This window comes from Vibrio sp. SBT000027, from assembly GCF_963894355.1.
Lineage (GTDB): Bacteria > Pseudomonadota > Gammaproteobacteria > Enterobacterales > Vibrionaceae > Vibrio > Vibrio splendidus.
In genome coordinates, this window is record NZ_CAWQGD010000004.1 from 790,608 (window position 1) to 814,775 (window position 24,168).

Genomic DNA, 24,168 nt, shown 5'->3' on the forward strand with positions numbered 1-24,168 from the left:
CTATACTTGAGCTTGTATTTGGTACTGACGCTGGGCAGTTGATAGTTCATTGTAGAGGGTAGCAAGTGGCAAATCAGGTACCTGTTTGTTTGCCAATTTACGTCGGTCATGACCAGAAAGGTTTTGGTAAACCTCTTCGGGTAAGTTGGCTGTATCTTCAGGCATGAAGGCAAGCGCTTCCGGTTTCAAGTAATGGCTGAGTTTTGCGCTGGCAAGGCTAGCTTGATGAAAATGATTAGATTGCTGAGCTGAAATCTCATACGAAGATTGGTTCGAACGCAGCTGCTGCGGTTCTGCAACGCCGAAGTGTTTACGCAGGCGATCTTCAGTTGTCTCTGTGACTTCAATGGTGTCAATCGGCGTGCAATCACGAACGTCATTAGAAAACATAGACAACAGCAACGCGAAATCCGCACGGCGACCTTGCTCAACCGCTTGGCTGATCCCGATGCCGAACTTCAGTTCGTTGATGATTCCTGCTTTGTCTAAAGTATGTATTTGCATGCTGCCTCTCATTGGATACACCTTTAACGGCATGGAGTCGGCAAACTTTAGTGTTTAATTACAGGCAAATAGAGAATTTATGCAGGGTGGGGAAGAGTGCTAGGAGTTGGTCGAGAAGTAAGCTCTCTTGGCTAACTGGCTAACTGGCTAACTGGTCAATAGGCTAACTGGTCAATAGGCTAACTGGTTAATAGGTTAATAGGCTAAGAAAGTTCTAGATTTTGTGGAATACGACAGATACAAAAAAGCTCACGCCGAGGCATGAGCTTTCAATAGATAACTCGCTATAAATAGCGCAGCGTAAGTAATAATTACTTAGCTAGGTTCTCTTCTACGAAAGACCAGTTTACTAGGTTCCAGAATGCAGCCATGTAGTCAGGGCGAACATTGCGGAAATCGATGTAGTAAGCGTGTTCCCATAGGTCAACAGTTAGAAGTGGAGTAACACCTTCTTCTGTTAGAGGAGTAGCAGCGTTAGAAGTGTTAACGATGTCTAGAGAACCGTCAGCTTTCTTAACTAACCAAGTCCAAGAAGAACCGAAGTTGTTGATTGCTGAATCAGTGAATTTCGCTTTGAATTCTTCGAAAGAACCGAATGCAGCGTTGATAGCTTCTGCAACAGCGCCAGTTGGTTCGCCGCCTGCTTTAGGAGCAAGACAGTGCCAGTAGAACGTGTGGTTCCAGATTTGAGCAGCGTTATTGAAAACACCACCAGTAGAAGTCTTAACGATCTCTTCTAGTGTTTTGCCTTCAAACTCAGTACCTGGGATAAGACCGTTTAGCTTAACAACGTAAGTGTTGTGGTGCTTACCGTGGTGGAAATCTAGCGTTTCTGCTGAGATGTGTGGTTCTAGCGCGTCTTTCGCGTAAGGAAGAGCCGGTAGTTCAAATGCCATTGCTCAATTCTCCATTGATATGAAAGAGTTAACTCTTTCGATTGCTTCCAGTGATATTATTATTCATGGTTCGCTTTACAGCCAACCATGGTCAATTTGCTGACTTGCGATATAGTTTAGCAAGTTTTTACTTTATTAAAAGCTTAATTCATCACTTTTGTGTGAATTGTTAGCTTAGCTCGTAAACCGCTTTTTTTATATGGTTTTTATTCTTTTGGTTTGGGGTAGAATAAAGGCAATAAAAGCCGTAATCCATTAACGAGGAAGCAATGGAAACTATCGATAAAATCAAACAGCAAATTGAAGAAAACACCATTCTACTTTACATGAAAGGTTCTCCTAAGCTGCCAAGCTGTGGTTTTTCTTCTCAAGCATCTCAAGCTCTAATGGCATGTGGTGAAAAATTTGCTTACGTAGATATCCTACAAAACCCTGACATCCGTGCAGAGCTTCCAGCTTACGCACAATGGCCAACGTTCCCACAACTTTGGGTTGACGGTGAGCTGATCGGTGGTTGTGACATCATTCTTGAGATGTTCCAAAAAGGCGAACTTCAGCCAATCGTTAAAGAAGCGGCTGCAAAAGTAGCTGGCGACGACGCTGAGTAAGCTTTAAGCCTTTGCGCTTAAATATTGAATGGAAGGGGCCCTTAATGAGGCTCCTTTTTTGTTTGAATGGTTTGAAAGACTCGATAAGGAATGAACAATGGACGTAAAACTTCATTATGTGCATGACCCAATGTGCAGTTGGTGCTGGGGTTATAAGCCAACATTAGAACTCTTAAAACAGCAGCTACCTGCGAGTATTGAGTTTAACTACGTAGTCGGTGGTTTGGCCCCTGATTCTGAAGATCCAATGTCAGAAGAGATGAAAGGTAAGCTGCAAGCTATCTGGAAGCAGATTGAAGCTAAGTTGGGTACTGAGTTCAACCACGAATTTTGGACTGAATGCCAACCAGTTCGTAGCACTTACCCTGCTTGTCGTGCCGTGATCGCTGCTGGTTTTCAAGACCATTACGAAGCGATGCTTGAAGCAATTCAACACGCTTACTACCTTCGTGCGATGTTGCCACACAGTCAAGAAACGCATTTGCAGTTAGCTGAAGAGCTAGGGATGAATGTACAACAGTTTGAAAATGATCTTTCTAGTAAGTTATTGGAAAGCGAATTAGATGACCAGTTAGGCTTTAAAGAAGCGATCGGTGTGCATTCTTACCCGACGTTAATGCTTGAAGTAAATGGTATTTTTACGGCAGTAGAACTGGATTACCATTCAACGGAAGCGACGCTTAAGTCTATTCGCGAAGTATTGGTGAATAACGCTCCCGCTGCATAATTCAGCTAGAGCTGTCTGTATTAACGTAAATTATGTCCAAGGCTTACTCATTAGAGTAAGCCTTTTTTGTTTGGCGTTGCCGGTTCATTGAGGGTGAGAGTGAGAGTGAGAGGAAGGAAGAGTGGAATGAATCCCAGGAACAAAAAAGACCGCACGAGGCGGTCTTTATAAAAGTGAGCGTAGGACTCTTTAACTACAGAACCTAATTACAGAACCATGGCTGCAATCCAACCGAATACGATCAGTGGGATGTTGTAGTGCAGGAATGTCGGTACAACGGTTTCCCAAACGTGCTCGTGTTGACCATCAGCATTTAGACCAGACGTTGGACCTAATGTTGAGTCAGAAGCCGGAGAGCCCGCATCACCGAGTGCTGCAGCTGTACCAACTAGAGCGATGGTTGCCATTGGCGAGAAGCCAAATGCTGCTGCTAGTGGAACGTAGATAGTCGCAAGGATTGGAATCGTAGAGAACGAAGAGCCGATACCCATTGTTACCAACAGGCCAACGATTAGCATAAGCAATGCCGCTAGAGGTTTGTTGTCACCAATGCTTGTTGAAAGCGCTTCAACCAGAGACTCAACGCCACCTGTTTGCTTCATTACCGCTGCAAAACCTGCCGCTGCAATCATGATGAAACCGATCATTGCCATCATGTGAACACCCTTGGTGAAGACATCGTGTGTCTCTTTCCAAGCGATTACACCACCGAAGGTGAATACCATGAAACCAGCCAATGCACCGATGATCATAGAACCTGTCGATAGCTGAACCGTTAGCGCAGCAACAATACCAGCAGCAGCCACTAGGATGTGCTTCTTGTTGATCTCTTTCACTTCGGTTGAAACAACAGTATGAGACGTTTCTTTGTATTGACGTGGCTTACGGTAAGTAAAGAACACGGCCGTAAGAAGGCCAAAGATCATGCCTGCAGCCGGTAACAACATCGCCATTGGTACTTGGCTTGCTACTACGTTTTCAAGACCGTTGTCGTGAAGGTTTTTTAGCAGGATGTTGTTTAGGAAGATGCCACCAAAACCAATCGGTAACACCATGTAAGGTGTAATCAGACCAAAAGTCAGCACACACGCAACCAGACGACGGTCTAGGTTCATTTTTGCGAATACGCCTAATAGAGGTGGGATTAAGATTGGGATAAAGGCGATATGTACAGGGATTACATTTTGCGAAGACATGGTCACTAGGATCAAAGACGCTAGGATGCCATATTTTAGACCATTAGATGCTGCACTGTTCTCTTTACCGTGAATGCGCTTAATGACGCTTTGAGCAAGCAGGTCAGTGATACCAGAACGTGAGATAGCAACAGCGAATGTACCAAGCATAGCGTAGCTAAGTGCGATAGTTGCACCACCACCTAATCCACTTTCGAAAGCCGCGACTGCGTCGTTCAAGCCCATACCAGAGGCTACGCCACCGATAATTGCGCTGAACGTGAGAGCAACGACTACGTTTACGCGCATCAAAGCTAAAACAAGCATGATGCAAACTGAAATTACAACAGGATTCATATTATTCTCGGGATGTTGTGTTTTTTATGAAGGCAATACGAGTGAACGTTTACCGACTCTATTTTTTATTCTTCGTCAACAAGAGGCCAACCACCAAGGGCTTTCCATTTGTTTACAATGCCGCAAAATAACTCTGTGGTTTTTTGCGTATCATACAAAGCAGAGTGTGCTTCTTTGTTGTCAAATTCCATCCCTGCAGTGCGGCAAGCTTTAGCCAAAACGGTTTGACCGTAGGCAAGACCACTAAGAGCTGCAGTGTCAAAAGTAGCAAATGGATGGAAAGGGACGCGTTTAAGCTTACAGCGCTCACTTGCTGCATTAACGAAGTTCAAATCGAATGTAGCGTTGTGAGCAACCATGATTGCACGACTGCAATCTGATGCTTTTTGTTCTTTTCTCACTAGCTTGTAGATTTCTTTAAGGGCTTCTTGTTCCGACACAGCACCACGTAATGGGCTAAATGGGTCTTTAATTCCGTTAAAGTCTAATGCTGCCTGCTCTATATTTGCGCCTTCAAAAGGCTCAATGTGAAAATGAAGCGTTGATGCAGGGTGCAGATCTCCGTTCTCATCCATTTTTAATGTAATGGCACAGATTTCTAATAATGCATCGGTTTCAGCGTTAAACCCTGCGGTTTCCACGTCGATGACCACTGGAAAATAGCCACGAAAGCGTTTTTTTAGGGTCAGAGCTTCGTTTTCTACAGTCATGTTAGCCCAAATAAGTGTGATTAAGGCTGCATTATTGCAGATAATAGCAGTGATAAAAACTAGGGAAGGGCAATAAATCATAAATTACCTAATCCATTGCGGCTTGATAATTGCATATTTAAACGTGAGAGAAAAATGCGGCAATTGGCTGCATTGTTAAACGAATTGCTTAAGAGATACTCCACTTTATGAAGAAACAACTCATAACAGGTTCAATGCTATTTTCGCTACTTATGTCGTTACCAGTAATGGCACAAGAAAAGCGTTATGGAGCATCTCCTCAACAGTCAAAGTGGGAGATGGTGGCCAACACGCCACTCGAATGCCGCTTGGTTCACCCTATCCCAAATTTTGGTGATGCTGAGTTCTCATCTCGCGCGAGTAAAAAAATCATTTTGGACTTTGAGCTTAAAATGCGTCGCCCAATGGGTGCTACGCGTAATGTCAGCTTGATTTCGATGCCGCCACCTTGGCGTCCGGGTGAAAGTGCTGATCGCATGACAACCATTAAGTTCTTCCAACAATTTGATGGCTACGTCGGTGGTCAAACAGCTTGGGGGATTTTGAGTGAGTTGGAGAAAGGTCGCTACCCGACATTCAGTTACCAAGAGTGGCAGAGCCGAGATCAGCGAATCGAAGTGTCGCTGTCGTCGGTGTTATTCCAAGAAAAATACAATGTGTTCAGTGACTGTGTTGCTAACCTGTTGCCTTACAGCTTTGAAGATATCTCTTTCACTATTTTGCACTACGACCGTAATAGTGATCAGCTGAACAAGTCGTCGCGCAAAAGGCTGAGCCAGATCGCCGATTACGTTCGCTATAACCAAGACATCGATCTTGTGCTGGTGGCAACGTACACCGATTCTGTCGACAGCAAAGGTATTAGCCAAAACCTTTCAGAGCGCAGAGCGGAATCGTTAAGAGAGTACTTCAAATCTTTAGGCTTGCCAGAAGATCGTATCCAAGTTCAGGGCTATGGTAAACGTCGCCCGATTGCAGACAACAATTCGCCAATTGGTAAAGACAAGAACCGACGCGTTGTTATCTCTTTAGGTCGTACGCAGGTTTAATCAGAATAATTGCTTGTTTTGAAATCAGATAGCCCGTCGTAATGACGGGCTTTTTTGTCTTTAAAATTTGGAGCCATTGTCTAAACGTAACTCGTTTAGTTCAAGCGGAAACGAGCGATCATTTCACAGTTGGTCGCGGTATCGATCTTTTCTACCATAGAAGCAATTTTAGGATTGGGATGGCGTTTCATGAAATCGATCAGCGCTTTCTTACAGCAACCAATAGAATCGATAAAGCTGGAACATTGAGTGTTAGGGCACTGCGGGATCAGTGTCAGCACTTTTTCTGAAGCCAATTGAAGATACTTGAGCTCGTATTCGGTATCACCAGCCCATCGCCAGAATTGTGCGAGATTGTGGCAAGAGATCACTGAGATCAGTAGGCGTTCGTCAGCCTGAATATCGGTACGCTCAGTGATTTCTTCGCTCAAGTTCAGTGCTTGCTGATAGTGAAGAATACTTCGTACAGGATCGTCGAGCTGCAATGCAGTATCGGCAAGTAACGTGTGTTTTTCCCATTCGCTAATCATTGTATTACCTCACTAATCAATAGGTGGTTAATTTAAATGATAATCATTATCATGTAAAGTTTCATCAATGAGATTGTTAAGAATAATTGGTAGAGAATATCGATTATGGTGAGAGTGATAAAAAAGAAGCGAGCACAGTGCTCGCTTCTTTTTTTCATTTCATCAGGCGTTCAAGCCCAACTTCGTATAGAGGTTGAGGAATTAACCTTCTAGACCTGCGCTTGCTTGTTTGTTCTGAATTAGCTCAATCATGTAACCGTCAGGATCTTTAACGAATGCGATGTGAGTAGAGCCGCCTTTTACAGGGCCAGCTTCACGCGTTACATTACCGCCTGCTGCTTTAATTGCATCACACGTTGTGTAGATGTCATCAACACCGATAGCAACGTGACCAAAAGCTGAGCCAAGGTCATATTCAGTGGTACCCCAGTTGTAAGTCAGCTCAATCACAGCACCTTGAGATTCGTCACCAAAGCCAACGAAAGCCAGCGTGTATTCGTACTCTTTGTTTTCGTTCTTACGTAATAGCTGCATGCCCATTACATTGGTATAGAACTCGATAGACTTGTCTAGATCACCCACGCGCAGCATGGTGTGTAAAATACGACCGTTTGACATGATTTGCTCCTAGCTTTAATTATGTATACGTTTTTGTAATTCTGTTTTATGCCGCTAGATAAACGCGGCGCTTTTTGGCCAATAGGCTTGTTAGCTTCTTTCGCTTAGGGTTAACAGTTTATGAGCCTAGACGTCCGTCTTCTCTTTGAACTCACACAGGTCTTCAATGATACAACTGCCACAGCGTGGTTTACGCGCAACACAGGTGTAACGTCCATGAAGAATGAGCCAATGGTGGACATCCAGTTTGAATTCTTTTGGGATAACTTTAAGTAGCTTTGCTTCGACATCATCGACGGTTTTACCCATGGCGAGCTTAGTGCGGTTTGATACGCGATAGATGTGAGTATCAACGGCAATGGTTGGCCAACCGAATGCAGTATTTAACACTACGTTTGCTGTTTTACGACCAACGCCTGGAAGGGCTTCTAATGCAGCGCGATCTTCCGGTACTTCCCCATTATGTAGGTCAAGCAGCATACGACACGTTTTGATGGTGTTTTCTGCTTTCGAATTAAACAGACCGATGGTCTTGATGTACTCTTTTAGGCCATCGACACCTAGGTCGAAAATAGCCTGTGGAGTATTAGCCACAGGGTAAAGCTTATCAGTGGCTTTGTTGACGCTGACATCGGTTGCCTGCGCAGATAAGAGCACGGCGATCAGCAACTCGAAAGGACTGTTCCAGTTAAGCTCAGTTTCTGGCTTGGGATTGTTTTCTCTTAAACGCTCAAGTATTTCTACTCGTTTTACATTGTTCATAGCGACATTACTTTCAAATAGTTAGGGCTTGAGTTCCGGCGGAGTTCTTTCAAACTTACTCGTTTTAAAATAACAAGTTCCGCAATGGTTCAGGCTTTATCATCGGTTACGCGCTCTTATGAGCGTCATTATTATGTGTACTTGGTTTATCTATTTACCTGCTGAGCGGTTGAGTTACTCAGCAGGGTTTAAGCTACTGTAACTTATCAGGCATTGGTAACGCGAGCGCGTTCAATAGCTGGTTTTTCTTGTTTGGGCTGTCTAGCTTTAGCTTGGTTGTCGATGATATTTTTCAAAGCAATCAAGAAACCAACACCAATAAAGGCACCTGGTGGTAGCAGGGCTAACAAGAAGCTGTTATCAAATTGGAATATCTGGATGCGCAATACCGAAGCCCAATCACCAAGGAGCAAGTCTGCGCCATCAAATAGGGTTCCGTTACCAATAACCTCACGCATCGCACCCAATACAACCAGTACCGATGTCATGCCAAGGCCCATCCAGAAACCATCTTGAGCAGCAGGTAGCACTTCGTTTTTAGACGCGAAGGCTTCAGCTCTGCCAATGATGATACAGTTGGTTACGATCAGTGGGATGAAGATACCCAAAGATAGGTAAAGCCCGTATGCGTAGGCATTCATCAGTAGTTGAACACAGGTTACCAGTGATGCAATGATCATCACGAATACTGGAATACGCACTTCTTTTGGCACATGGTTTCGAACCAGAGAAACAGACACGTTCGACCCGACTAATACAAGCAAGGTAGCGATACCTAGCCCAAGTGCGTTAGTGACTGTTGACGATACAGCCAGCAGCGGACATAACCCAAGAAGTTGCACTAGGGCAGGGTTATTGGCCCACATGCCATTTTTAATCAGTGTTTTATGGTCACTCATTATTCACCACCACAATTTAGAGGTTGAGCAAGCAATGCTTGGTTGTTTTGGTTAACGTACTGCACCGCCTGTTTGACGGACTTCACGACAGCTCTTGGTGTGATGGTCGCGCCAGTAAACTGGTCGAAATCACCACCATCTTTACGAACCTTCCAACGATCAAGATTTGACTCGGTTACTTGTTTACCTGCAAAAGAGAGTATCCAATCACTCACTCGAAGGTCTATCTTATCGCCTAACCCCGGAGTTTCCCTGTGGGAAAGCACACGTGTACCCAAAATGGTACCGTCAATTTTCATCCCAACAATTACTTTTATTGCACCATTGTAGCCATCAGGAGCAATGGCTTCGATCGCAATCGCGCTAGGTTCACCGTTGAGTGTAGCAATATAAGCCGGCATTGCTTGTTCAGTGCCCAGCTCTTCTGCTTGAACCAGAGTACAGGCTGAAAATAGTTCATTATCGTGCAGATCGTGCGGGATCACTTGGTTAAGAACAGACAGTAACTGAGCCTGTTCTTGCTGTTTGATCTGATCTTTGGTCAGGTAGTGAGTAACGGCCACCAAACCTGTCGAAGCGCAGGCAAAAATCGCAAGTACAAGACCGTTTTTCTTAATTGCATTTAGCATAGCATCTGCTTCCTTAGTGGCCGTATGTACGAGGTTTGGTGTAGTAGTCAATCAGTGGAACACACATGTTGGCTAACAATACCGCGAACGCCACACCATCAGGGAAGCCACCCCAACTGCGGATAATAAAGACTAACCCGCCAATCAGCGCACCAAATACCAAGCGACCTTTCACTGTCGTCGAGGCGGAAACCGGATCGGTTGCAATGAAGAATGCACCAAGCATAGTCGCGCCAGACAATAGGTGAATGGTTGGCGAAGCGGTTTCACCTGGAGTTAAGATTAAGAATACCAGGCTAAACAGCGCAAGGCTGCCGATGAAAGCTACCGGAATATGCCATTGAATCACGCGTTGCTTGATAAGTACCAAGCCACCAACTAGGTAAGCAAGGTTCACCCATTCCCAACCTACGCCAGCTAGCCAGCTGAATTGCGGTTGAGACAGAGCTTCAGACGCTGTGTTACCTGCCGTTAATGCGGTTTTGAAGGCATCGAGTGGCGTTGCCATCGTTGTGCCATCAATACCTAGACGCGCTTGTTGCAGAGATAAACCTTCATTATTGAAGCCAGTAAAGATCATCAAAAATGAGTCAACAAAGCTCGTAGCTTCAGCCGTTAAACTGGTCGGCGCATTCCAACTCGTCATTTGAACTGGGAATGAGATAAGCAAAACAACGTAAGCGACCATCGCTGGATTAAATGGATTTTGTCCAAGGCCGCCATATAGGTGCTTAGCGATGACAATAGCGAAGAACATACCTATCACTAGAATCCACCACGGAGAGTGTGGGGGAATCGCGACACTGAGTAGCCAAGCGGTCACAACAGCGCTGTAATCACGTAATGCCATCACTGGCGGACGTTTTCTTAGCAGCATTACAGCGGCTTCAAAGGTAACAGCAAGTGCAATAGCAAATACTAACTGGATGAGCGTGCCCCATCCAAAGAAGTAGGTTTGAGCTAGTAGACCTGGCAATGCACAAATAGCGACCCATTTCATGAGATCAGGGGTGCTTCTACGATTGTGCGCGTGCGGTGAGCTGGCGATAAAGAAGGCCACTACTCTTTCTCCTCATTATTCTTTTTGTCTTGCTCTTGCTGCGCCTTTCTTGCTTTAGCACGAGCAATCGCTGCAGCAACTGCTGCTTTTTTAGGGTCGACTGGTTCTTGTTGAGTCTCAGTCTTAATGTCGGTCACAGGCTTAAGTGTTTCTTCTGTCTCGGACTGTTTCGCTTGCTGTGTTTTCTTCGCTTTAGCGCGAGCTATTGCAGCGGCAACAGCTGCTTTTTTAGGATCGACTGGTTCTGATCGAATCTCAGCTTCCACTTCAATTTCAACTACAGCTTCAGGAGCGGTTGCTTCTGCTTCGACCTGCTTAGCTTGCTGCGCCTTTCTTGCTTTAGCACGAGCAATTGCGGCAGCAACAGCTGCTTTTTTAGGATCGACTGGTTCTGATCGAATCTCAGCTTCCACTTCAATTTCAACTACAGCTTCAGGAGCGGTTGCTTCTGCTTCGACCTGCTTAGCTTGCTGTGCTTTCTTGGCTTTAGCACGAGCAATTGCGGCAGCGACAGCATCTTTCTTAGCATCGCCAGAGCTTTTAGCTGGAGCTTCACTTTCGGTTTGAGCTGCTGATTCCGCTTGTTGAGCTTTCTTGGCTTTAGCACGAGCAATGGCCGCAGCGACTGCGTCTTTCTTGGCATCGCCAGAGCTTTTAGCTGGAGCTTCACTTTCGGTTTGAGCAGCTGATTCTGCTTGTTGTGCTTTCTTCGCTTTAGCGCGAGCAATTGCTGCAGCGACTGCGTCTTTCTTAGCGTCGCCAGAACTTTTAACCGGCGCTTCACTTTCGGTTTGAGTAGCTGATTTCGCTTGTTGAGCTTTCTTGGCTTTAGCGCGAGCAATAGCGGCAGCGACTGCATCTTTCTTAGCGTCACCTGATTTTTCAACCGGAGCTTCAGAAGCAGATTCTGCCTGCTGAGCCTTCTTGGCTTTAGCACGAGCAATGGCTGCAGCGACGGCATCTTTCTTAGCGTCGCCAGAGCTTTCAGCTGAAGCTTCAGACGCTGACTCCGCTTGTTGAGCTTTCTTGGCTTTAGCGCGAGCAATAGCCGCAGCGACAGCATCTTTCTTGGCATCGCCAGTACTTTCAGCTGAAGCTTCAGACGCTGATTCCGCTTGTTGAGCTTTCTTTGCTTTAGCGCGAGCAATAGCCGCAGCGACAGCATCTTTCTTAGTATCGCCAGAGTTCTCTGCTGGATTATCCGTTGCAGCTTGTTGTGCCTTACGTTCTCTAGCTTGTCTCTTACGCTCTTCTCGTAACTTAGACATTTCAGAGTTATCAGGTCCGGCGTCGTTTGCTTTTTGAGCTGCAGCTTGTTTCGCTTTTGCCTTAGCAATCGCAGCGGCTACCGCAGGTTTCACTGCTGGTTCTGCATTAGGTGTTTGGTCTACTGTTGTTTTTTGAGCTTTAACGCGAGCAATCGCAGCTGCAATCGCATCATCACCATCGGCTGATTTCATATCTTTACGACGGTTGTCAGCAGCTTTCTTGAAGCGGTTTTCACGTTCTGCTTTGTCACGCTCCATACGAGCGTTTTTCTCTTCGAAACGAATCTTGGCGCGCTCTGCAGCTGTCGCTTCATCTTTTCTTGTTTTGATTTCGGCTTTCGCTTGGCGATAGTACTGAACAAGAGGGATTTCACTAGGGCAGACAAACGCACAAGCACCACATTCAATACAATCTTTAATATTCAGCTCTTCACACTTATCCAACTCGTTGGCTTTCGCATGCCATTGCAGTTGTTGAGGAAGTAGAGATGCAGGACAAGCTTCAGCACATGCGCTGCAACGAATACATTCCATTTCGTAAGTGCTTGGTGAGATCTCACGACGCGTTGGCGCTAAAATACAGTTCGACGTTTTGGTGATTGGCACATTGGCATGCGGCAAGGTAAAGCCCATCATCGGGCCGCCCAAAATTAAACGCGGCAGTTTTTTATCTGCTTTGTAGCCAAACTCTTCAAGTAACTCATGTACTGGTGTGCCTAATAGCGCCCAAACGTTACGAGGTTGCTTAAAGGTTTTACCGGTTAAAGTCACCACGCGGTTAACCACGGGTTCGCCGTCAATTACCGCTCGCTTAATCGAGTAAAGAGAGCCGACGTTCTGAACCAAAACACCAATGTCTGCAGGAATGCCGCCAGCTGGAACCTCTTTGTTGGTGAGGATCTTGATAAGTTGCTTCTCACCACCAGAAGGGTATTTAGTTGGGATAACACGAATGACGATATCTTTGTCTTTTGCTGCAATCTCAAGTGCTTTTATCGCGTCTGGTTTGTTGTCTTCAATGCCGATAACCGTCAGCTTTGGTTGAAGAATGTGTTCAACCACTTCGATGCCTTTTAATACTTCGTCGGCATGTTCTTGAAGCAACTTGTCATCAGAGGTGATGTAAGGTTCACATTCCGCAGCATTGACGATCAAAATGTCGGTACGACCTAAGCCGGATTGAAGCTTCTTAGCCGTAGGGAAGCCTGCGCCGCCCATGCCTGAAATGCCAGCTTGGCGAATCACATCAAGCAGTTCGTCAGAAGTCTTTGTCGAAAAATCTTCAACTGGATTTTTTTCAATCCAAGAGTCTAGGCCATCAGGTTTAATCACCACGCACACATCACTCAAGCCTGAAGGGTGAGCGGTGGTTCGTGGTTCAATAGCGGTAATCACACCCGATGTTGGTGCATGTACTGGCAAAGTGAAACCAGTCTCTAAGGCCGTCAGTTGTTGACCTTTTAGTACGGCATCACCGACAGCAACCAACAAGTTACCGGGCTTACCGATGTGCTGTTTCACCGGAAGAACGATTTCTTCAGGAAGCCTTGCATGCACGATATCAGTAGTATTCGACTGTTTCTTGTTTTCAGCAGGGTGCACACCGCCTGGGAAGTTCCAAATAGAGCCCGTGCGAATTTGTTCAATTAAAGAGATCATACTAACCCTATGCTTTAGGCTCTGACGCGGTCGCATCAGTTGCTTGGTTAGTGATATCAGTAACAGGAATGATGTTCATCTGCCATTTCCAATTTTCAGTCGTTGTTGCCACTGGAATCATTTCGATACAGTCAGTAGGGCACGGTGCGACACATAGATCACAACCTGTACATTCATCTTTGATTACTGTGTGCAGTGCCTTGGTACCACCAACAATGGCGTCAACAGGGCAGGCTTGAATACACTTGGTACAGCCGATACACATATCTTCATGAATGAAGGCAACGGTTTTTACTTTGTTATCTAAGTCATGAGCGGAGTCTTCAACTTCTACGCCCATTAAATCTGCTAGCTTCTCAATGGTTGCTTGGCCGCCCGGAGGACATTTGTTGATCTTGTCTCCGTTAGCGATCGCCTCTGCGTATGGACGACAACCTGGGTAGCCACACTGACCACACTGAGTTTGCGGCAATATGGTGTCGATTTGATCAACGATCGGATCGGCTTCCACTTTAAAGCGGATAGAAGCAAAGCCTAAGATAGCGCCAAAAACGGCGGCTAAAACGGCGAGTGCAATGATTGCAATTAAGATGGTGCTCATGCTTATTTCACCAACCCAGTAAAGCCCATAAATGCCAGAGACATTAGGCCTGCTGTGATCATCGCAATCGATGCGCCTTTGAAGGGCATTGGAACATCAGCAACCGCAATACGCTCACGCATTGCAGCAAATAGGATCAGAACAAGAGAGAAACCAACAGCCGCGCCGAAACCATAGATGATTGACTGGATGAAGTTGTGGTTTTCATTGATGTTCAGAAGTGCCACACCTAATACAGCGCAGTTGGTGGTGATAAGAGGCAGGAAGATACCCAACAGGCGATATAGAGTTGGGCTGGTTTTGTGAACGACCATTTCCGTAAATTGAACAACTACCGCGATAACCAAGATGAAACTCATGGTACGCAGGTATTCAATACCCAGGGGGGTAAGGATGTAGGTTTCTACTAGGTATGCAGATACCGACGCTAACGTCAGAACGAAAGTCGTCGCGAGGCCCATGCCAATCGCAGTCTCCAGTTTCTTGGAGACTCCCATGAAAGGACATAGCCCTAAAAACTTCACTAGCACAAAGTTATTGACCAGCACAGTGCCAACCAACAACAAAAGGTATTCGGTCATAATGGATTAATTCTTGAGATTCCGATCCCGATATTATCCTGCTTTGCTTACCTAATAACAACCAAGGATCACTAGGGATTTAGACACTTGGTGAAAAAAACATCAGGTAATCGATTGATTATTAAAGTTACCGTAAGTATAGACGGCCAATTTTTACTTCGTGAGACAAGTTTGTAGGAGTAGTTGAATTGGATCTTTTATAAGATCATTCTTGAATTGAGCTCGATTTTCTTCCTAAGAATAGGGTCATATTTGTGGATTTTTGGTGCTCAGAACTATCAAAAAGAGAAGGAAAGCTGCGAGTCGAATACGTTCCCAAACCGCTAAAACGCAAAAAGCCGCATCGAGTGATGCGGCTTCTTTAAATTTGGCTCCCCTTGCAAGACTTGAACTTGCGACATACGGATTAACAGTCCGCCGTTCTACCAACTGAACTAAAGGGGAATTGCTTGTTAGCGACGCGAATTCTAATAATAGTCTGAATTTCTGTCAATAAAAAATAGCAGAAAAAAATAATATAAAAAACTTTACTTTCTTGGACGCCTTACCGGATTTAGCCTTTCTTTAGTTATCCACCAAAATTGTGGATAAGTATGTGTGTGAAACTTTAACAACAATAATTGGGATAAATCTGAGAATATAAAAATCTGAGGTAAGGTAATGTATTTAAAAGATTTGTATCAAAATATCACGATTGTATAACTTTTGACGATTATAAAATATACAGTAAAACAAGTGCTATTTTTAGATTTTTTGGGGAAAAGTAGTGGATTAAAAATTGAGTGATCTAGCTGAAGAGATCTTGCAAGGGCACGGATAATACCAAGTTCTAAAAGTAAAAGCTATCACTGATATCTAATCTTAAGATGCATTTCTCTAGATAATAGTTGCAACTACACTCCTCCTAGAGTGACAATGACCTGATTATAAAAACAGTATGGAAATGGCGACCTATGAGTAAACTCTTTGACTTGGTATCGGACTATAGCCCATCCGGAGATCAGCCGACTGCGATAACCAAATTATTAGATGGATTAGATTCCGGTTTGGCACATCAAACTCTATTAGGGGTTACGGGCTCTGGTAAAACCTTTACGTTAGCCAACGTCATTTCTCAATCTCAAAGACCTGCAATCTTGTTAGCCCCTAACAAAACGTTGGCAGCTCAACTTTATGGCGAGATGAAATCTTTCTTTCCGAATAACTCCGTTGAGTACTTTGTTTCTTACTACGATTATTACCAACCGGAAGCCTACGTTCCAACCACGGATACCTTTATCGAGAAAGATGCGTCGATAAATGCTCATATTGAGCAAATGAGACTTTCAGCTACCAAAGCTTTGTTAGAAAGAAAAGATGCCATTATTGTTGCGTCTGTATCGGCTATCTACGGTCTTGGTGATCCTAAGTCTTATTTGAAGATGATGCTTCATTTGAGTCGTGGTGAGGTGATGGATCAGCGAGACATCCTACGCCGCTTAGCTGAGCTGCAATATTCAAGAAACGATGTCGCATTTGAACGTGGTCAGTTCCGTGTTCGTGGTGAGGTGATTGATATCTTCCCAGCAGAATCTGACCAAGATGCGGTTCGAATTGAAATGTTCGATGACGAAGTGGACTGCATTAGTATTTTTGATCCTCTGACTGGTGCGGTGAAACAAAGAGACTTACCGCGTTTTACAGTTTATCCAAAAACTCACTATGTAACCCCAAGAGAGAAGATCCTTGAGGCGATTGAGAAGATTAAGGATGAGTTGCGCGATAGGGCTCAATATTTAAAAGACAACAACAAGCTTCTCGAAGAACAGCGTATTTCTCAAAGAACTCAGTTTGATATCGAGATGATGACGGAGTTGGGTTTCTGTTCCGGTATCGAAAACTATTCACGATACTTGAGTGGCCGTGCGGAAGGGGAAGCGCCTCCAACGTTATTTGATTACCTGCCTGATGATGGTTTGCTGATCATCGATGAGTCACATGTAACTGTGCCGCAAATTGGCGCCATGTATAAAGGTGACCGCTCTCGTAAAGAAACTTTGGTTGAGTTTGGCTTTAGGTTGCCTTCTGCGTTGGATAACCGTCCGATGAAATTTGAAGAGTTCGAATCGATCGCGCCACAAACCATTTTTGTGTCGGCCACGCCGGGTAATTATGAGATTGAGAAATCAGATGGTGAGATTGCTGATCAAGTGGTGCGTCCTACTGGTCTGTTAGACCCAATCATCGAAGTAAGACCTGTCGCGACTCAGGTGGATGACTTGCTGTCTGAAATTAGAATCCGTTCAGTGAAAGAAGAGCGCGTATTGGTCACTACGTTGACTAAACGAATGGCAGAAGACTTAACCGAATACCTTAGTGAGCATGGTATTAAGGTTCGTTACTTGCACTCAGATATCGATACCGTGGAGCGTGTAGAGATCATTCGAGACCTACGTTTGGGGGAGTTCGACGTGTTAGTGGGCATTAACTTACTTCGAGAAGGTCTGGATATGCCGGAAGTATCGCTGGTGGCGATTCTTGATGCTGATAAAGAGGGTTTCTTACGTTCTGAGCGTTCTCTGATTCAAACCATTGGTCGTGCTGCGCGTAACTTGGAAGGTCGAGCGATCCTTTATGGTGATTCGATTACTAAGTCGATGAGAAAAGCGATTGATGAAACCGATCGTCGTCGTGAGAAGCAGCAAGCCTACAATGAAGAGCAAGGCATCACGCCGCAAGCGTTGAAACGTAATATCAAAGACATTATGGAGCTGGGTGACCTGACTAAATCCAAACAACAGCGACAGTCTAAACAAGTTCCGTTATCTAAGGTTGCTGAACCTTCTGAAAGTTATGCAGTGCTTACACCACAGCAGCTTGATAAAGAGATCAGCAAGCTAGAAGCTGCGATGTATCAGCATGCTCAGAACCTAGAATTTGAATTGGCAGCACAGAAGCGTGATGAAATTGAGCAGCTAAGAAAGCAGTTTATTACCAACAGCTAATCTCACTTTTCATTCGAAGAATTGTTCCCCTCAATACAAGAATTGAGAGTGTTTCAGGCAAAAAAACAGCCAGTAGTAAATGTTCTACTGGCTTACGTTTGTGAACACTCGGTCCACTAACAACGTCAGTTGGCTAGGTGACCCGAAGGTCATTTATACCGTTGCATCGTTCGTGCCAGATAGATAAAACATTGATTATTTGAAGTAAGTAAAAAAACACACTACAAATATTGTGGCTAATTTGCATAATGCAAAGCGGAATGCGACTATAATAAGAAATGCAAATTATAAATGGCTAGGATATGCAATCAAAAACGCTAGATAACAAATCGAAGTATTTGTTGATGGTCGAGGATACCGCTTCGGTAGCAGCTTTATATCGCTCGTATCTTACACCGCTCGAAATTGATATCAACATTGTCGGCACTGGCCGCGATGCAATCGAGAGTTTGAATCATCGAATCCCAGACCTTATTTTATTAGATCTACGTCTGCCTGACATGACGGGTATGGACGTGCTATTTGCTGTAAAACAAAAATACCCTGAAGTTCCGGTTATCTTCATGACGGCTCACGGTTCTATCGATACCGCCGTAGAAGCCATGCGTCATGGTTCTCAAGATTTCCTTATCAAGCCGTGTGAAGCCGACCGACTCCGTATTACGGTGAACAACGCGATCCGCAAAGCCACCAAACTTAAAAATAGCTCGGAACATCCGGGAAACCAAAATTACCAAGGCTTCATTGGTAGTAGCCAAACCATGCAGCAGGTTTACCGAACTATCGACTCTGCAGCATCGAGTAAAGCCAGTATTTTCATCACGGGTGAAAGTGGTACGGGTAAAGAGGTATGTGCAGAAGCTATTCATGCGGCGAGCAAGCGTGGTGACAAGCCTTTCATCGCGATTAACTGTGCGGCTATCCCTAAAGATCTAATTGAAAGTGAGCTATTTGGCCACGTTAAAGGCGCCTTTACCGGTGCTGCAACTGATCGTCAAGGTGCCGCTGAACTTGCTGATGGCGGAACACTATTCCTTGATGAATTGTGCGAAATGGACTTAGAGCTGCAAACCAAGCTGCTGCGCTTTATCCAAACCGGTACTTTTCAAAAAGTTGGCTCTTCGAAGATGAAGAGTGTCGATGTTCGTTTCGTATGTGCAACCAACCGTGACCCTTGGAAAGAAGTACAAGAAGGTCGCTTTAGAGAAGATTTATACTATCGTTTATACGTGATTCCATTGCACCTGCCGCCATTGCGCGAGCGCGGTGAAGATGTCATCGAGATTGCGTACTCGTTACTAGGTTACATGTCGGTTGAGGAAGGTAAGGCGTTTGTGCGTTTTGCTCAGGAAGTGCTTGATCGCTTTAATCAATATGAGTGGCCGGGTAACGTTCGTCAGCTACAAAACGTATTACGGAACGTGGTGGTATTGAATAACGGCAAAGAGATTACTCTCAACATGCTTCCACCACCATTGAACCAACCGATTGAAAACAGCTTGCGCTTGAAAGAGAAGCAGAACGAAGACATCACGGTAAAAGATATTTTCCCATTGTGGATCACTGAGAAGACGGCTATCGAACAGGCCATAAAAGCGTGTGACGGCAACATTCCCCGCGCGGCCGGTTTCTTAGATGTCAGTCCATCGACGATATACCGTAAGTTGCAAACGTGGAATGCGAAGCAGTAATCACCAAACAATAAGAAAATCATAATGACGAAAGTATTAAATCAGCAAAAAGTTGATGAGCTTGCCGGTGAAATAGGGCAAGAGAATGTACCAGTTTTGCTGGAAATCTTCTTAGGTGAGTTGAAAGGCTACTACGAACATCTAGAGATAAATAAAGCGTCGGATACATCTAAGTACTTGGCTGATATAAGCCATGCACTTAAGAGTAGCGCTGCGAGTTTTGGCGCAGACTCTTTGTGTAGTTTTGCGATTAGCTTAGACGCAAAAGTGAAGCAAGCATTGCCTGTAACCGAGATTGATTTCCAAGATATGCAAGAGCTCCTGTTATCAACGTACACTGAATATCAGCAGTTGATGACGGATCTCTAAAGCGGCTAGTTATTAAAGAGACTAAAAAAGGAGCATGATGCTCCTTTTTTGTTTTTACTGGTCTCTGTCGTCTAGCCTAAGCGACAAGCATTAAGCCAGTTGATCCCTAATCGCTTGTTGGAGTTTTAAACGGTCGTGTCGCCAATCTCGGTTAGGAGAGGCAAGATCAGTGGTCACACAATTCCATTGCCCTTCTAATTCAGGGTGTGGTTCATTGCCCAGTACAATGTCTATTTTTCTTGCCTTACAGGTACGTTCACACCACTCCAATTGTTCTTGAAGCGTCATTTTTCCTGCAGGGCCGTGCTCTGGCGAAAGGTTTTCAACGAAGATAACTTTTGCCTTGGTATTTTCCGCGATTGCTTTGCCAATTTCTGGCAGTAGCAGCGGGGGCATCACACTGGTTAAAAAGCTTCCTGGTCCAAGGACAATGCAGTCTGCTTGCTCAACTGCAGCAACAGCTTCTTTGGTTGCCGGTACTTCTGGAGATAAGTCCATCATGCGCAGCTTTTCTGTCATGTCATCAACGTTGGTTTCGCCAGTTACCCAACGACCGTCCATTGATAAAGCCGTGAGGTCAGAAGGGTGCTCGGTCATTGGGACGATATTGACATCGACCTTGAGCATATTTCGAATTAGGTTAATTGCTTCCAATGGGCGAACGGAAAGGTTGTCTAGTGCCGTTAGCATTAGGTTACCTAAGTTGTGACCATCGAGTTCACCTTGGCCGCGAAAGCGGTATTCGAACATCATCGAACTGATTGAAGGTTCTGTGATTAATTGGTTGATACAGTTGCGTGTATCTCCCCAAGCAATACCACCTTGGCAGTCTCGAATTCTTCCGGTGGAACCACCATTATCTGTCGTTGCAACAATGCCAGTTGCGTTGTTACCAAAGTCTTTTAATGCAGCCAGCATGCGACCTAAGCCATGGCCCCCACCGATTGCTACGACTTTCTTTGAAGAGTAAATATTCATTTTTTGTTCTTGTTAGATTATTACCAACTATAATTTAGGTTAAATGCTTCTCGTCAGATACTCAACAAGAGTTATTTTGAGGGTTTGATACGTTTTTTTTGCCGATGTGACCCGTTTTTTGTCATCAGAGCTAGATTCACGTACAAATATTAAGTATTTTATTACTCAGCTACTGCGCGTGTGAATATAACGTGCGGTTGCCATAACTCCGAGCTCTCGCATGCTAAGTCGCACAGTGGTATTTGCTGTACCGATACGCATCAAGAGCCAGTGACATGTTGTCACAAGGGCTTAATTGGAAATGATTATGCCTCCCGTGTTTGGAAAGGTGTTCCGTGGCGCAACAATTCGAAGATAGATTCCATCGCAAGTTTTATTACTTGCGCTTGTCGGTTACAGACGTCTGTAACTTTAAATGTACTTACTGCTTGCCGGATGGTTACAAACCGTCAGGGCAAAAAAACTCGTCTTTTTTAAGTGTTCCCGAGATCAAACGCGTTGTAAAAGCGTTTGCAGATTGTGGTACCTCAAAGATCCGCATTACAGGCGGAGAGCCGAGCCTGCGTAAAGACTTTCCTGAAATCATACATACCGTTGCTTCTACTCCAGGCATCGAAAAAGTAGCCACCACAACGAATGGCTACCGCATGGAGAAACAAGTAGGGCAATGGCGTGATGCTGGTTTAACCCATATAAACGTGAGCGTGGATAGTTTAGATTCGCGCATGTTCCATCAGATCACTGGTGAGAATAAGTTTACAGAGGTTATGCGAGGCATTGATAAAGCGTTTGAGGTTGGCTTTGAACAAGTCAAAGTCAACGTCGTATTGATGAAAGACCTCAATAGTCAGGAATTACCAGCCTTCCTTAATTGGATCAAAGACAAACCTATTCAATTACGTTTTATCGAGCTGATGAAAACCGGCGAGATGGACGAGTTGTTCGATAAACACCATGTGTCTGGCGTTGCGATCCGCAACCAGCTTATTGCTAATGGTTGGCTGTTAAAAGTCAAAGCCGTTAATGATGGCCCCGCGCAAGTGTTTGTCCACCCAGACTACAAGGGTGAAATTGGTTTGATCATGCCTTACGAGAAAGATTTTTGTGAGAGTTGTAACCGACTGCGTGTTTCTGCGACCGGTAAACTTCACTTATGTCTGTTTGGCGACCATGGTGTTGAACTGAGAGATCTAATTCAAGAAGATCAACAAGAGCAAGAGCTCATTGATCGAATTCAGGCTCAGCTTCAAACCAAGTCCGTTAGCCACTTCTTACACGATGGCAACAGTGGCATGACTCCAAACTTGGCGTCAATCGGCGGTTAACCCGCTATATACTCTAAAGCATTTTATCGCTCAGCTTCTTTAAGCTAGGCGAATCAGTCTAGGGCGTGTTGCTCTTTCGAGCTGATTTTTGCAGCGAGTTGCTGGGTATTTATACAAGGCAGAGGCTTTGAGGTGTAGCTAGCCTACATGAGAAGCCGATAACGTAGTAGAAATGACCAGCAAACGCTGCCCGAAGGGTTCGGCTAAAAGCGTTTTACTCTTTGTTGAGGGAGATTTGCTTAGAATGACTAGGCTACTTCCCCCTCGCCGCGATTAAAACGCTTTTATCTCGAACAAAATTTAATCACGAAAGGTCAACACGCCCTCATAATTGAAAAATTTATATAGGTGAACAAATGGGTCACGCAGAAAGCAAATTTCAAGCAGCAAACATCGCAGTACTAACCGTTTCAGATACTCGTACAGAAGAAAATGACACGTCAGGTGGTTACCTAGCTGAGCATGCTAAAGAAGCAGGCCACAACGTGGTTGATAAGCAAATCGTTATCGATGATATGTACAAGATCCGTGCGATCGTATCTCAGTGGATTGCTGACGAAAGCGTTCAAGCGATTATGATCACTGGTGGTACGGGTTTTACATCTCGTGACAGCACGCCTGAAGCACTTAAACCACTATTCGATAAAGAAGTAGAAGGCTTTGGTGAGCTTTTCCGTCAAGTGTCTTACGAAGAGATTGGTACATCGACGATTCAATCTCGTGCGATTGCGGGTTTTGCTAACCACACAGTAATCTTTGCGATGCCAGGTTCTACAGGTGCTTGCCGCACAGGTTGGACTAAGATCATCAAGCAACAGATGGATGCGAGTCACCGTCCTTGTAACTTCATGCCACATCTTTCTGTATAAGGTGGATTGAGCATGAGCCAATTTACACACATTAACGCGTCTGGCGAAGCGAACATGGTCGATGTGTCGGCTAAAGCAGAGACAGTACGTGAGGCGAGAGCAGAGGCTTTCGTTCAAATGTCAGCAGAAACGCTAGAGCTGATTGTTTCTGGCAGCCACCATAAAGGTGATGTTTTCGCAACGGCACGTATTGCTGGTATCCAAGCAGCGAAGAAGACGTGGGACTTGATTCCACTGTGTCACCCTTTGCTACTCACTAAAGTAGAAGTACAACTTGAAGCCATTGAGTCTGAAAACAAGGTTCGTATCGAATCGGTATGTAAGCTTGCAGGTAAGACAGGCGTAGAAATGGAAGCGTTAACGGCCGCTTCTGTTGCCGCGCTAACGATTTACGATATGTGTAAAGCTGTTCAGAAAGACATTGTTATCGAGAATGTGCGCCTGTTAGAGAAGACGGGTGGTAAATCAGGTCACTTCAAGGTGGAATCATGATTACTGTACTTTTCTTTGCACAAACTCGTGAACTTGTCGGTGTTGATAGCCTAGAGATCGATGCGCAATACAATACTATTGAAGCGATTCGCAGCCACCTTGTAACACAAGAAGGCAAATGGGATATCGCATTGGAAGAGGGCAAGCTGCTGGCAGCACTCAACCAATCAATTGTACCTTTGACGACTGAAGTGAAAGACGGCGACGAAGTGGCTTTCTTCCCACCAGTTACTGGAGGTTAACCATGAATGACTCTCGAGTTATTGATCCAAGAGTATTAGTTACTGCTGAAGACTTTTCTGTGGGTGACGAATACGATTATCTAGCTCAAGGTACGGCTGCGGGAGCGGTTGTGACGTTTGTAGGTAAAGTTCGCGACATGAACCTTGGCGACAACGTGATTGGTTTGTCTCTAGAACATTATCCGGGTATGACAGAGAAGTCTCTGAGTGAGATCTGTGATCAAGCTGAAGCGCGCTGGCCTATCCAGAAGATGCGAGTGATTCACCGCGTTGGTGACCTAGATATCGGTGACCAGATTGTTTACGTTGGTGTATCCAGTGCACATCGTGGCGCTGCCTTCGAAGCGTGTGAGTTTGTTATGGACTTTCTGAAAACCAAAGCGCCGTTTTGGAAAAAAGAACGTACTACTGAGGCGACTCGTTGGGTTGACTCTCGAGACTCCGACGCGAAAGCAGCGGAGCGTTGGAAGAAGTAATCCACTCCATAGCGTGTTTCGATCTTAACGTGAAAGCGTATTTCAGATTGGGACGTAGATAGTAAGAAAGCCGACGTTTGACGTCGGC

Annotated in this window: 25 protein-coding genes, 1 tRNA gene and 1 riboswitch; of the genes, 11 read left to right on the forward strand and 15 right to left on the reverse strand. The window is 44.9% G+C overall.

Annotated elements, in window-relative coordinates; all coding sequences use genetic code 11:
* Positions 1-504, reverse strand: coding sequence for a VC2046/SO_2500 family protein (locus AACU28_RS13495; RefSeq protein WP_280544625.1), 504 nt, complete (start codon positions 502-504; stop codon positions 1-3).
* Between the two features lie 311 nt (positions 505-815).
* Positions 816-1,400, reverse strand: a complete 585-nt coding sequence (gene sodB, locus AACU28_RS13500) for a superoxide dismutase [Fe] (protein WP_004734050.1) — start codon at positions 1,398-1,400, stop codon at positions 816-818.
* A 269-nt stretch (positions 1,401-1,669) separates the two neighbouring features.
* Between sodB and AACU28_RS13505 the strand changes: the two genes are divergently transcribed.
* On the forward strand, positions 1,670-2,008 hold the full coding sequence (locus tag AACU28_RS13505; protein WP_017076187.1) for a Grx4 family monothiol glutaredoxin: 339 nt from the start codon (positions 1,670-1,672) through the stop codon (positions 2,006-2,008).
* A gap of 97 nt (positions 2,009-2,105) precedes the next feature.
* Complete coding sequence (locus tag AACU28_RS13510; protein ID WP_017079304.1) at positions 2,106-2,735, forward strand: DsbA family protein; 630 nt, start codon at positions 2,106-2,108, stop codon at positions 2,733-2,735.
* Between the two features lie 206 nt (positions 2,736-2,941).
* Here AACU28_RS13510 and AACU28_RS13515 read toward each other — a convergent pair whose 3' ends face one another.
* Together AACU28_RS13515 and rnt are read right to left on the reverse strand one after the other, a co-directional pair.
* Positions 2,942-4,267, reverse strand: a complete 1,326-nt coding sequence (locus AACU28_RS13515; RefSeq protein ID WP_017084039.1) for a Na+/H+ antiporter family protein — start codon at positions 4,265-4,267, stop codon at positions 2,942-2,944.
* 65 nt (positions 4,268-4,332) lie between these two features.
* Positions 4,333-4,977 carry a ribonuclease T gene (rnt, locus tag AACU28_RS13520; protein ID WP_017061178.1) on the reverse strand — a complete coding sequence of 215 codons (645 nt, stop codon included), beginning with the start codon at positions 4,975-4,977 and terminating at the stop codon, positions 4,333-4,335.
* Between the two features lie 188 nt (positions 4,978-5,165).
* Between rnt and motY the strand changes: the two genes are divergently transcribed.
* Positions 5,166-6,047 (forward strand): flagellar protein MotY, encoded by an 882-nt coding sequence (motY, locus tag AACU28_RS13525; protein ID WP_017080932.1) that lies wholly within the window; start codon positions 5,166-5,168, stop codon positions 6,045-6,047.
* A gap of 95 nt (positions 6,048-6,142) precedes the next feature.
* Here motY and AACU28_RS13530 read toward each other — a convergent pair whose 3' ends face one another.
* From AACU28_RS13530 to AACU28_RS13575, 10 genes are all read right to left on the reverse strand, one after another.
* Positions 6,143-6,577, reverse strand: a complete 435-nt coding sequence (locus AACU28_RS13530) for a DUF2753 domain-containing protein (protein ID WP_004734047.1) — start codon at positions 6,575-6,577, stop codon at positions 6,143-6,145.
* A 201-nt stretch (positions 6,578-6,778) separates the two neighbouring features.
* Positions 6,779-7,195, reverse strand: coding sequence for a lactoylglutathione lyase (gene gloA / locus AACU28_RS13535; protein ID WP_004734046.1), 417 nt, complete (start codon positions 7,193-7,195; stop codon positions 6,779-6,781).
* A gap of 126 nt (positions 7,196-7,321) precedes the next feature.
* Entirely contained in the window at positions 7,322-7,957 is a 636-nt protein-coding gene (gene nth / locus AACU28_RS13540) for an endonuclease III (RefSeq protein ID WP_010437137.1), read from the reverse strand.
* 206 nt (positions 7,958-8,163) lie between these two features.
* Positions 8,164-8,856, reverse strand: a complete 693-nt coding sequence (locus AACU28_RS13545; protein WP_004734044.1) for an electron transport complex subunit E — start codon at positions 8,854-8,856, stop codon at positions 8,164-8,166.
* Positions 8,856-9,485 carry an electron transport complex subunit RsxG gene (gene rsxG, locus AACU28_RS13550; protein ID WP_017085651.1) on the reverse strand — a complete coding sequence of 210 codons (630 nt, stop codon included), beginning with the start codon at positions 9,483-9,485 and terminating at the stop codon, positions 8,856-8,858. The genes AACU28_RS13545 and rsxG overlap by 1 nt, the downstream gene beginning before the upstream one ends.
* A 13-nt stretch (positions 9,486-9,498) precedes the next feature.
* Positions 9,499-10,545 (reverse strand): electron transport complex subunit RsxD, encoded by a 1,047-nt coding sequence (rsxD, locus tag AACU28_RS13555; protein WP_004734042.1) that lies wholly within the window; start codon positions 10,543-10,545, stop codon positions 9,499-9,501.
* Complete coding sequence (gene rsxC, locus AACU28_RS13560) at positions 10,545-13,472, reverse strand: electron transport complex subunit RsxC (RefSeq protein ID WP_121603067.1); 2,928 nt, start codon at positions 13,470-13,472, stop codon at positions 10,545-10,547. Before rsxC ends, rsxD begins: the two co-directional genes overlap by 1 nt.
* A gap of 7 nt (positions 13,473-13,479) precedes the next feature.
* The gene (gene rsxB / locus AACU28_RS13565; RefSeq protein ID WP_004734040.1) at positions 13,480-14,073 is read right to left on the reverse strand and encodes an electron transport complex subunit RsxB; all 594 of its coding nucleotides are present in this window, start codon (positions 14,071-14,073) and stop codon (positions 13,480-13,482) included.
* Positions 14,074-14,075: 2 nt separating this feature from the next.
* Positions 14,076-14,654, reverse strand: a complete 579-nt coding sequence (rsxA, locus tag AACU28_RS13570; RefSeq protein WP_004734039.1) for an electron transport complex subunit RsxA — start codon at positions 14,652-14,654, stop codon at positions 14,076-14,078.
* Between the two features lie 368 nt (positions 14,655-15,022).
* Positions 15,023-15,098, reverse strand: a tRNA-Asn gene (locus AACU28_RS13575).
* 509 nt (positions 15,099-15,607) lie between these two features.
* On the opposite strand from AACU28_RS13575, the gene uvrB reads away from it, so the two are divergent.
* The 3 genes from uvrB (at position 15,608) to luxU (ending at position 19,698) form a co-directional block, all read left to right on the forward strand.
* Entirely contained in the window at positions 15,608-17,638 is a 2,031-nt protein-coding gene (uvrB, locus tag AACU28_RS13580) for an excinuclease ABC subunit UvrB (protein WP_121603068.1), read from the forward strand.
* A 302-nt stretch (positions 17,639-17,940) separates the two neighbouring features.
* Positions 17,941-19,329 carry a quorum-sensing sigma-54 dependent transcriptional regulator LuxO gene (luxO, locus tag AACU28_RS13585; protein ID WP_004734031.1) on the forward strand — a complete coding sequence of 463 codons (1,389 nt, stop codon included), beginning with the start codon at positions 17,941-17,943 and terminating at the stop codon, positions 19,327-19,329.
* A gap of 24 nt (positions 19,330-19,353) precedes the next feature.
* Complete coding sequence (gene luxU / locus AACU28_RS13590) at positions 19,354-19,698, forward strand: quorum-sensing phosphorelay protein LuxU (RefSeq protein ID WP_017063462.1); 345 nt, start codon at positions 19,354-19,356, stop codon at positions 19,696-19,698.
* Positions 19,699-19,788: 90 nt separating this feature from the next.
* Here luxU and AACU28_RS13595 read toward each other — a convergent pair whose 3' ends face one another.
* Complete coding sequence (locus AACU28_RS13595) at positions 19,789-20,676, reverse strand: YvcK family protein (protein WP_017063463.1); 888 nt, start codon at positions 20,674-20,676, stop codon at positions 19,789-19,791.
* A 194-nt stretch (positions 20,677-20,870) separates the two neighbouring features.
* A riboswitch (molybdenum cofactor riboswitch) is annotated at positions 20,871-21,023 on the forward strand.
* On the opposite strand from AACU28_RS13595, the gene moaA reads away from it, so the two are divergent.
* The 5 genes from moaA (at position 21,012) to moaE (ending at position 24,080) form a co-directional block, all read left to right on the forward strand.
* Positions 21,012-22,001 carry a GTP 3',8-cyclase MoaA gene (gene moaA, locus AACU28_RS13600; RefSeq protein WP_009848642.1) on the forward strand — a complete coding sequence of 330 codons (990 nt, stop codon included), beginning with the start codon at positions 21,012-21,014 and terminating at the stop codon, positions 21,999-22,001. (Overlaps the previous riboswitch by 12 nt.)
* A gap of 356 nt (positions 22,002-22,357) precedes the next feature.
* Complete coding sequence (gene moaB / locus AACU28_RS13605) at positions 22,358-22,870, forward strand: molybdenum cofactor biosynthesis protein B (RefSeq protein ID WP_017084034.1); 513 nt, start codon at positions 22,358-22,360, stop codon at positions 22,868-22,870.
* Between the two features lie 12 nt (positions 22,871-22,882).
* The gene (gene moaC / locus AACU28_RS13610; protein WP_004734026.1) at positions 22,883-23,362 is read left to right on the forward strand and encodes a cyclic pyranopterin monophosphate synthase MoaC; all 480 of its coding nucleotides are present in this window, start codon (positions 22,883-22,885) and stop codon (positions 23,360-23,362) included.
* A complete protein-coding gene (gene moaD / locus AACU28_RS13615) occupies positions 23,359-23,604 on the forward strand; it encodes a molybdopterin synthase sulfur carrier subunit (protein ID WP_004734025.1) in 246 nt (81 codons plus the stop codon). Before moaC ends, moaD begins: the two co-directional genes overlap by 4 nt.
* A 2-nt stretch (positions 23,605-23,606) precedes the next feature.
* A complete protein-coding gene (moaE, locus tag AACU28_RS13620; protein WP_102248946.1) occupies positions 23,607-24,080 on the forward strand; it encodes a molybdopterin synthase catalytic subunit MoaE in 474 nt (157 codons plus the stop codon).
* Positions 24,081-24,168: the final 88 nt, after the last annotated feature.

Bases quoted from the DNA above. Each gene is read 5' to 3' on its own strand.
- AACU28_RS13495 (WP_280544625.1), bottom strand. From the start codon at position 504: ATGCAAATACATACTTTAGACAAAGCAGGAATCATCAACGAACTGAAG.
- sodB (WP_004734050.1), bottom strand. From the start codon at position 1,400: ATGGCATTTGAACTACCGGCTCTTCCTTACGCGAAAGACGCGCTAGAA.
- AACU28_RS13505 (WP_017076187.1), top strand. From the start codon at position 1,670: ATGGAAACTATCGATAAAATCAAACAGCAAATTGAAGAAAACACCATT.
- AACU28_RS13510 (WP_017079304.1), top strand. From the start codon at position 2,106: ATGGACGTAAAACTTCATTATGTGCATGACCCAATGTGCAGTTGGTGC.
- AACU28_RS13515 (WP_017084039.1), bottom strand. From the start codon at position 4,267: ATGAATCCTGTTGTAATTTCAGTTTGCATCATGCTTGTTTTAGCTTTG.
- rnt (WP_017061178.1), bottom strand. From the start codon at position 4,977: ATGACTGTAGAAAACGAAGCTCTGACCCTAAAAAAACGCTTTCGTGGC.
- motY (WP_017080932.1), top strand. From the start codon at position 5,166: ATGAAGAAACAACTCATAACAGGTTCAATGCTATTTTCGCTACTTATG.
- AACU28_RS13530 (WP_004734047.1), bottom strand. From the start codon at position 6,577: ATGATTAGCGAATGGGAAAAACACACGTTACTTGCCGATACTGCATTG.
- gloA (WP_004734046.1), bottom strand. From the start codon at position 7,195: ATGTCAAACGGTCGTATTTTACACACCATGCTGCGCGTGGGTGATCTA.
- nth (WP_010437137.1), bottom strand. From the start codon at position 7,957: ATGAACAATGTAAAACGAGTAGAAATACTTGAGCGTTTAAGAGAAAAC.
- AACU28_RS13545 (WP_004734044.1), bottom strand. From the start codon at position 8,856: ATGAGTGACCATAAAACACTGATTAAAAATGGCATGTGGGCCAATAAC.
- rsxG (WP_017085651.1), bottom strand. From the start codon at position 9,485: ATGCTAAATGCAATTAAGAAAAACGGTCTTGTACTTGCGATTTTTGCC.
- rsxC (WP_121603067.1), bottom strand. From the start codon at position 13,472: ATGATCTCTTTAATTGAACAAATTCGCACGGGCTCTATTTGGAACTTC.
- rsxB (WP_004734040.1), bottom strand. From the start codon at position 14,073: ATGAGCACCATCTTAATTGCAATCATTGCACTCGCCGTTTTAGCCGCC.
- rsxA (WP_004734039.1), bottom strand. From the start codon at position 14,654: ATGACCGAATACCTTTTGTTGTTGGTTGGCACTGTGCTGGTCAATAAC.
- uvrB (WP_121603068.1), top strand. From the start codon at position 15,608: ATGAGTAAACTCTTTGACTTGGTATCGGACTATAGCCCATCCGGAGAT.
- luxO (WP_004734031.1), top strand. From the start codon at position 17,941: ATGCAATCAAAAACGCTAGATAACAAATCGAAGTATTTGTTGATGGTC.
- luxU (WP_017063462.1), top strand. From the start codon at position 19,354: ATGACGAAAGTATTAAATCAGCAAAAAGTTGATGAGCTTGCCGGTGAA.
- AACU28_RS13595 (WP_017063463.1), bottom strand. From the start codon at position 20,676: ATGAATATTTACTCTTCAAAGAAAGTCGTAGCAATCGGTGGGGGCCAT.
- moaB (WP_017084034.1), top strand. From the start codon at position 22,358: ATGGGTCACGCAGAAAGCAAATTTCAAGCAGCAAACATCGCAGTACTA.
- moaC (WP_004734026.1), top strand. From the start codon at position 22,883: ATGAGCCAATTTACACACATTAACGCGTCTGGCGAAGCGAACATGGTC.
- moaD (WP_004734025.1), top strand. From the start codon at position 23,359: ATGATTACTGTACTTTTCTTTGCACAAACTCGTGAACTTGTCGGTGTT.
- moaE (WP_102248946.1), top strand. From the start codon at position 23,607: ATGAATGACTCTCGAGTTATTGATCCAAGAGTATTAGTTACTGCTGAA.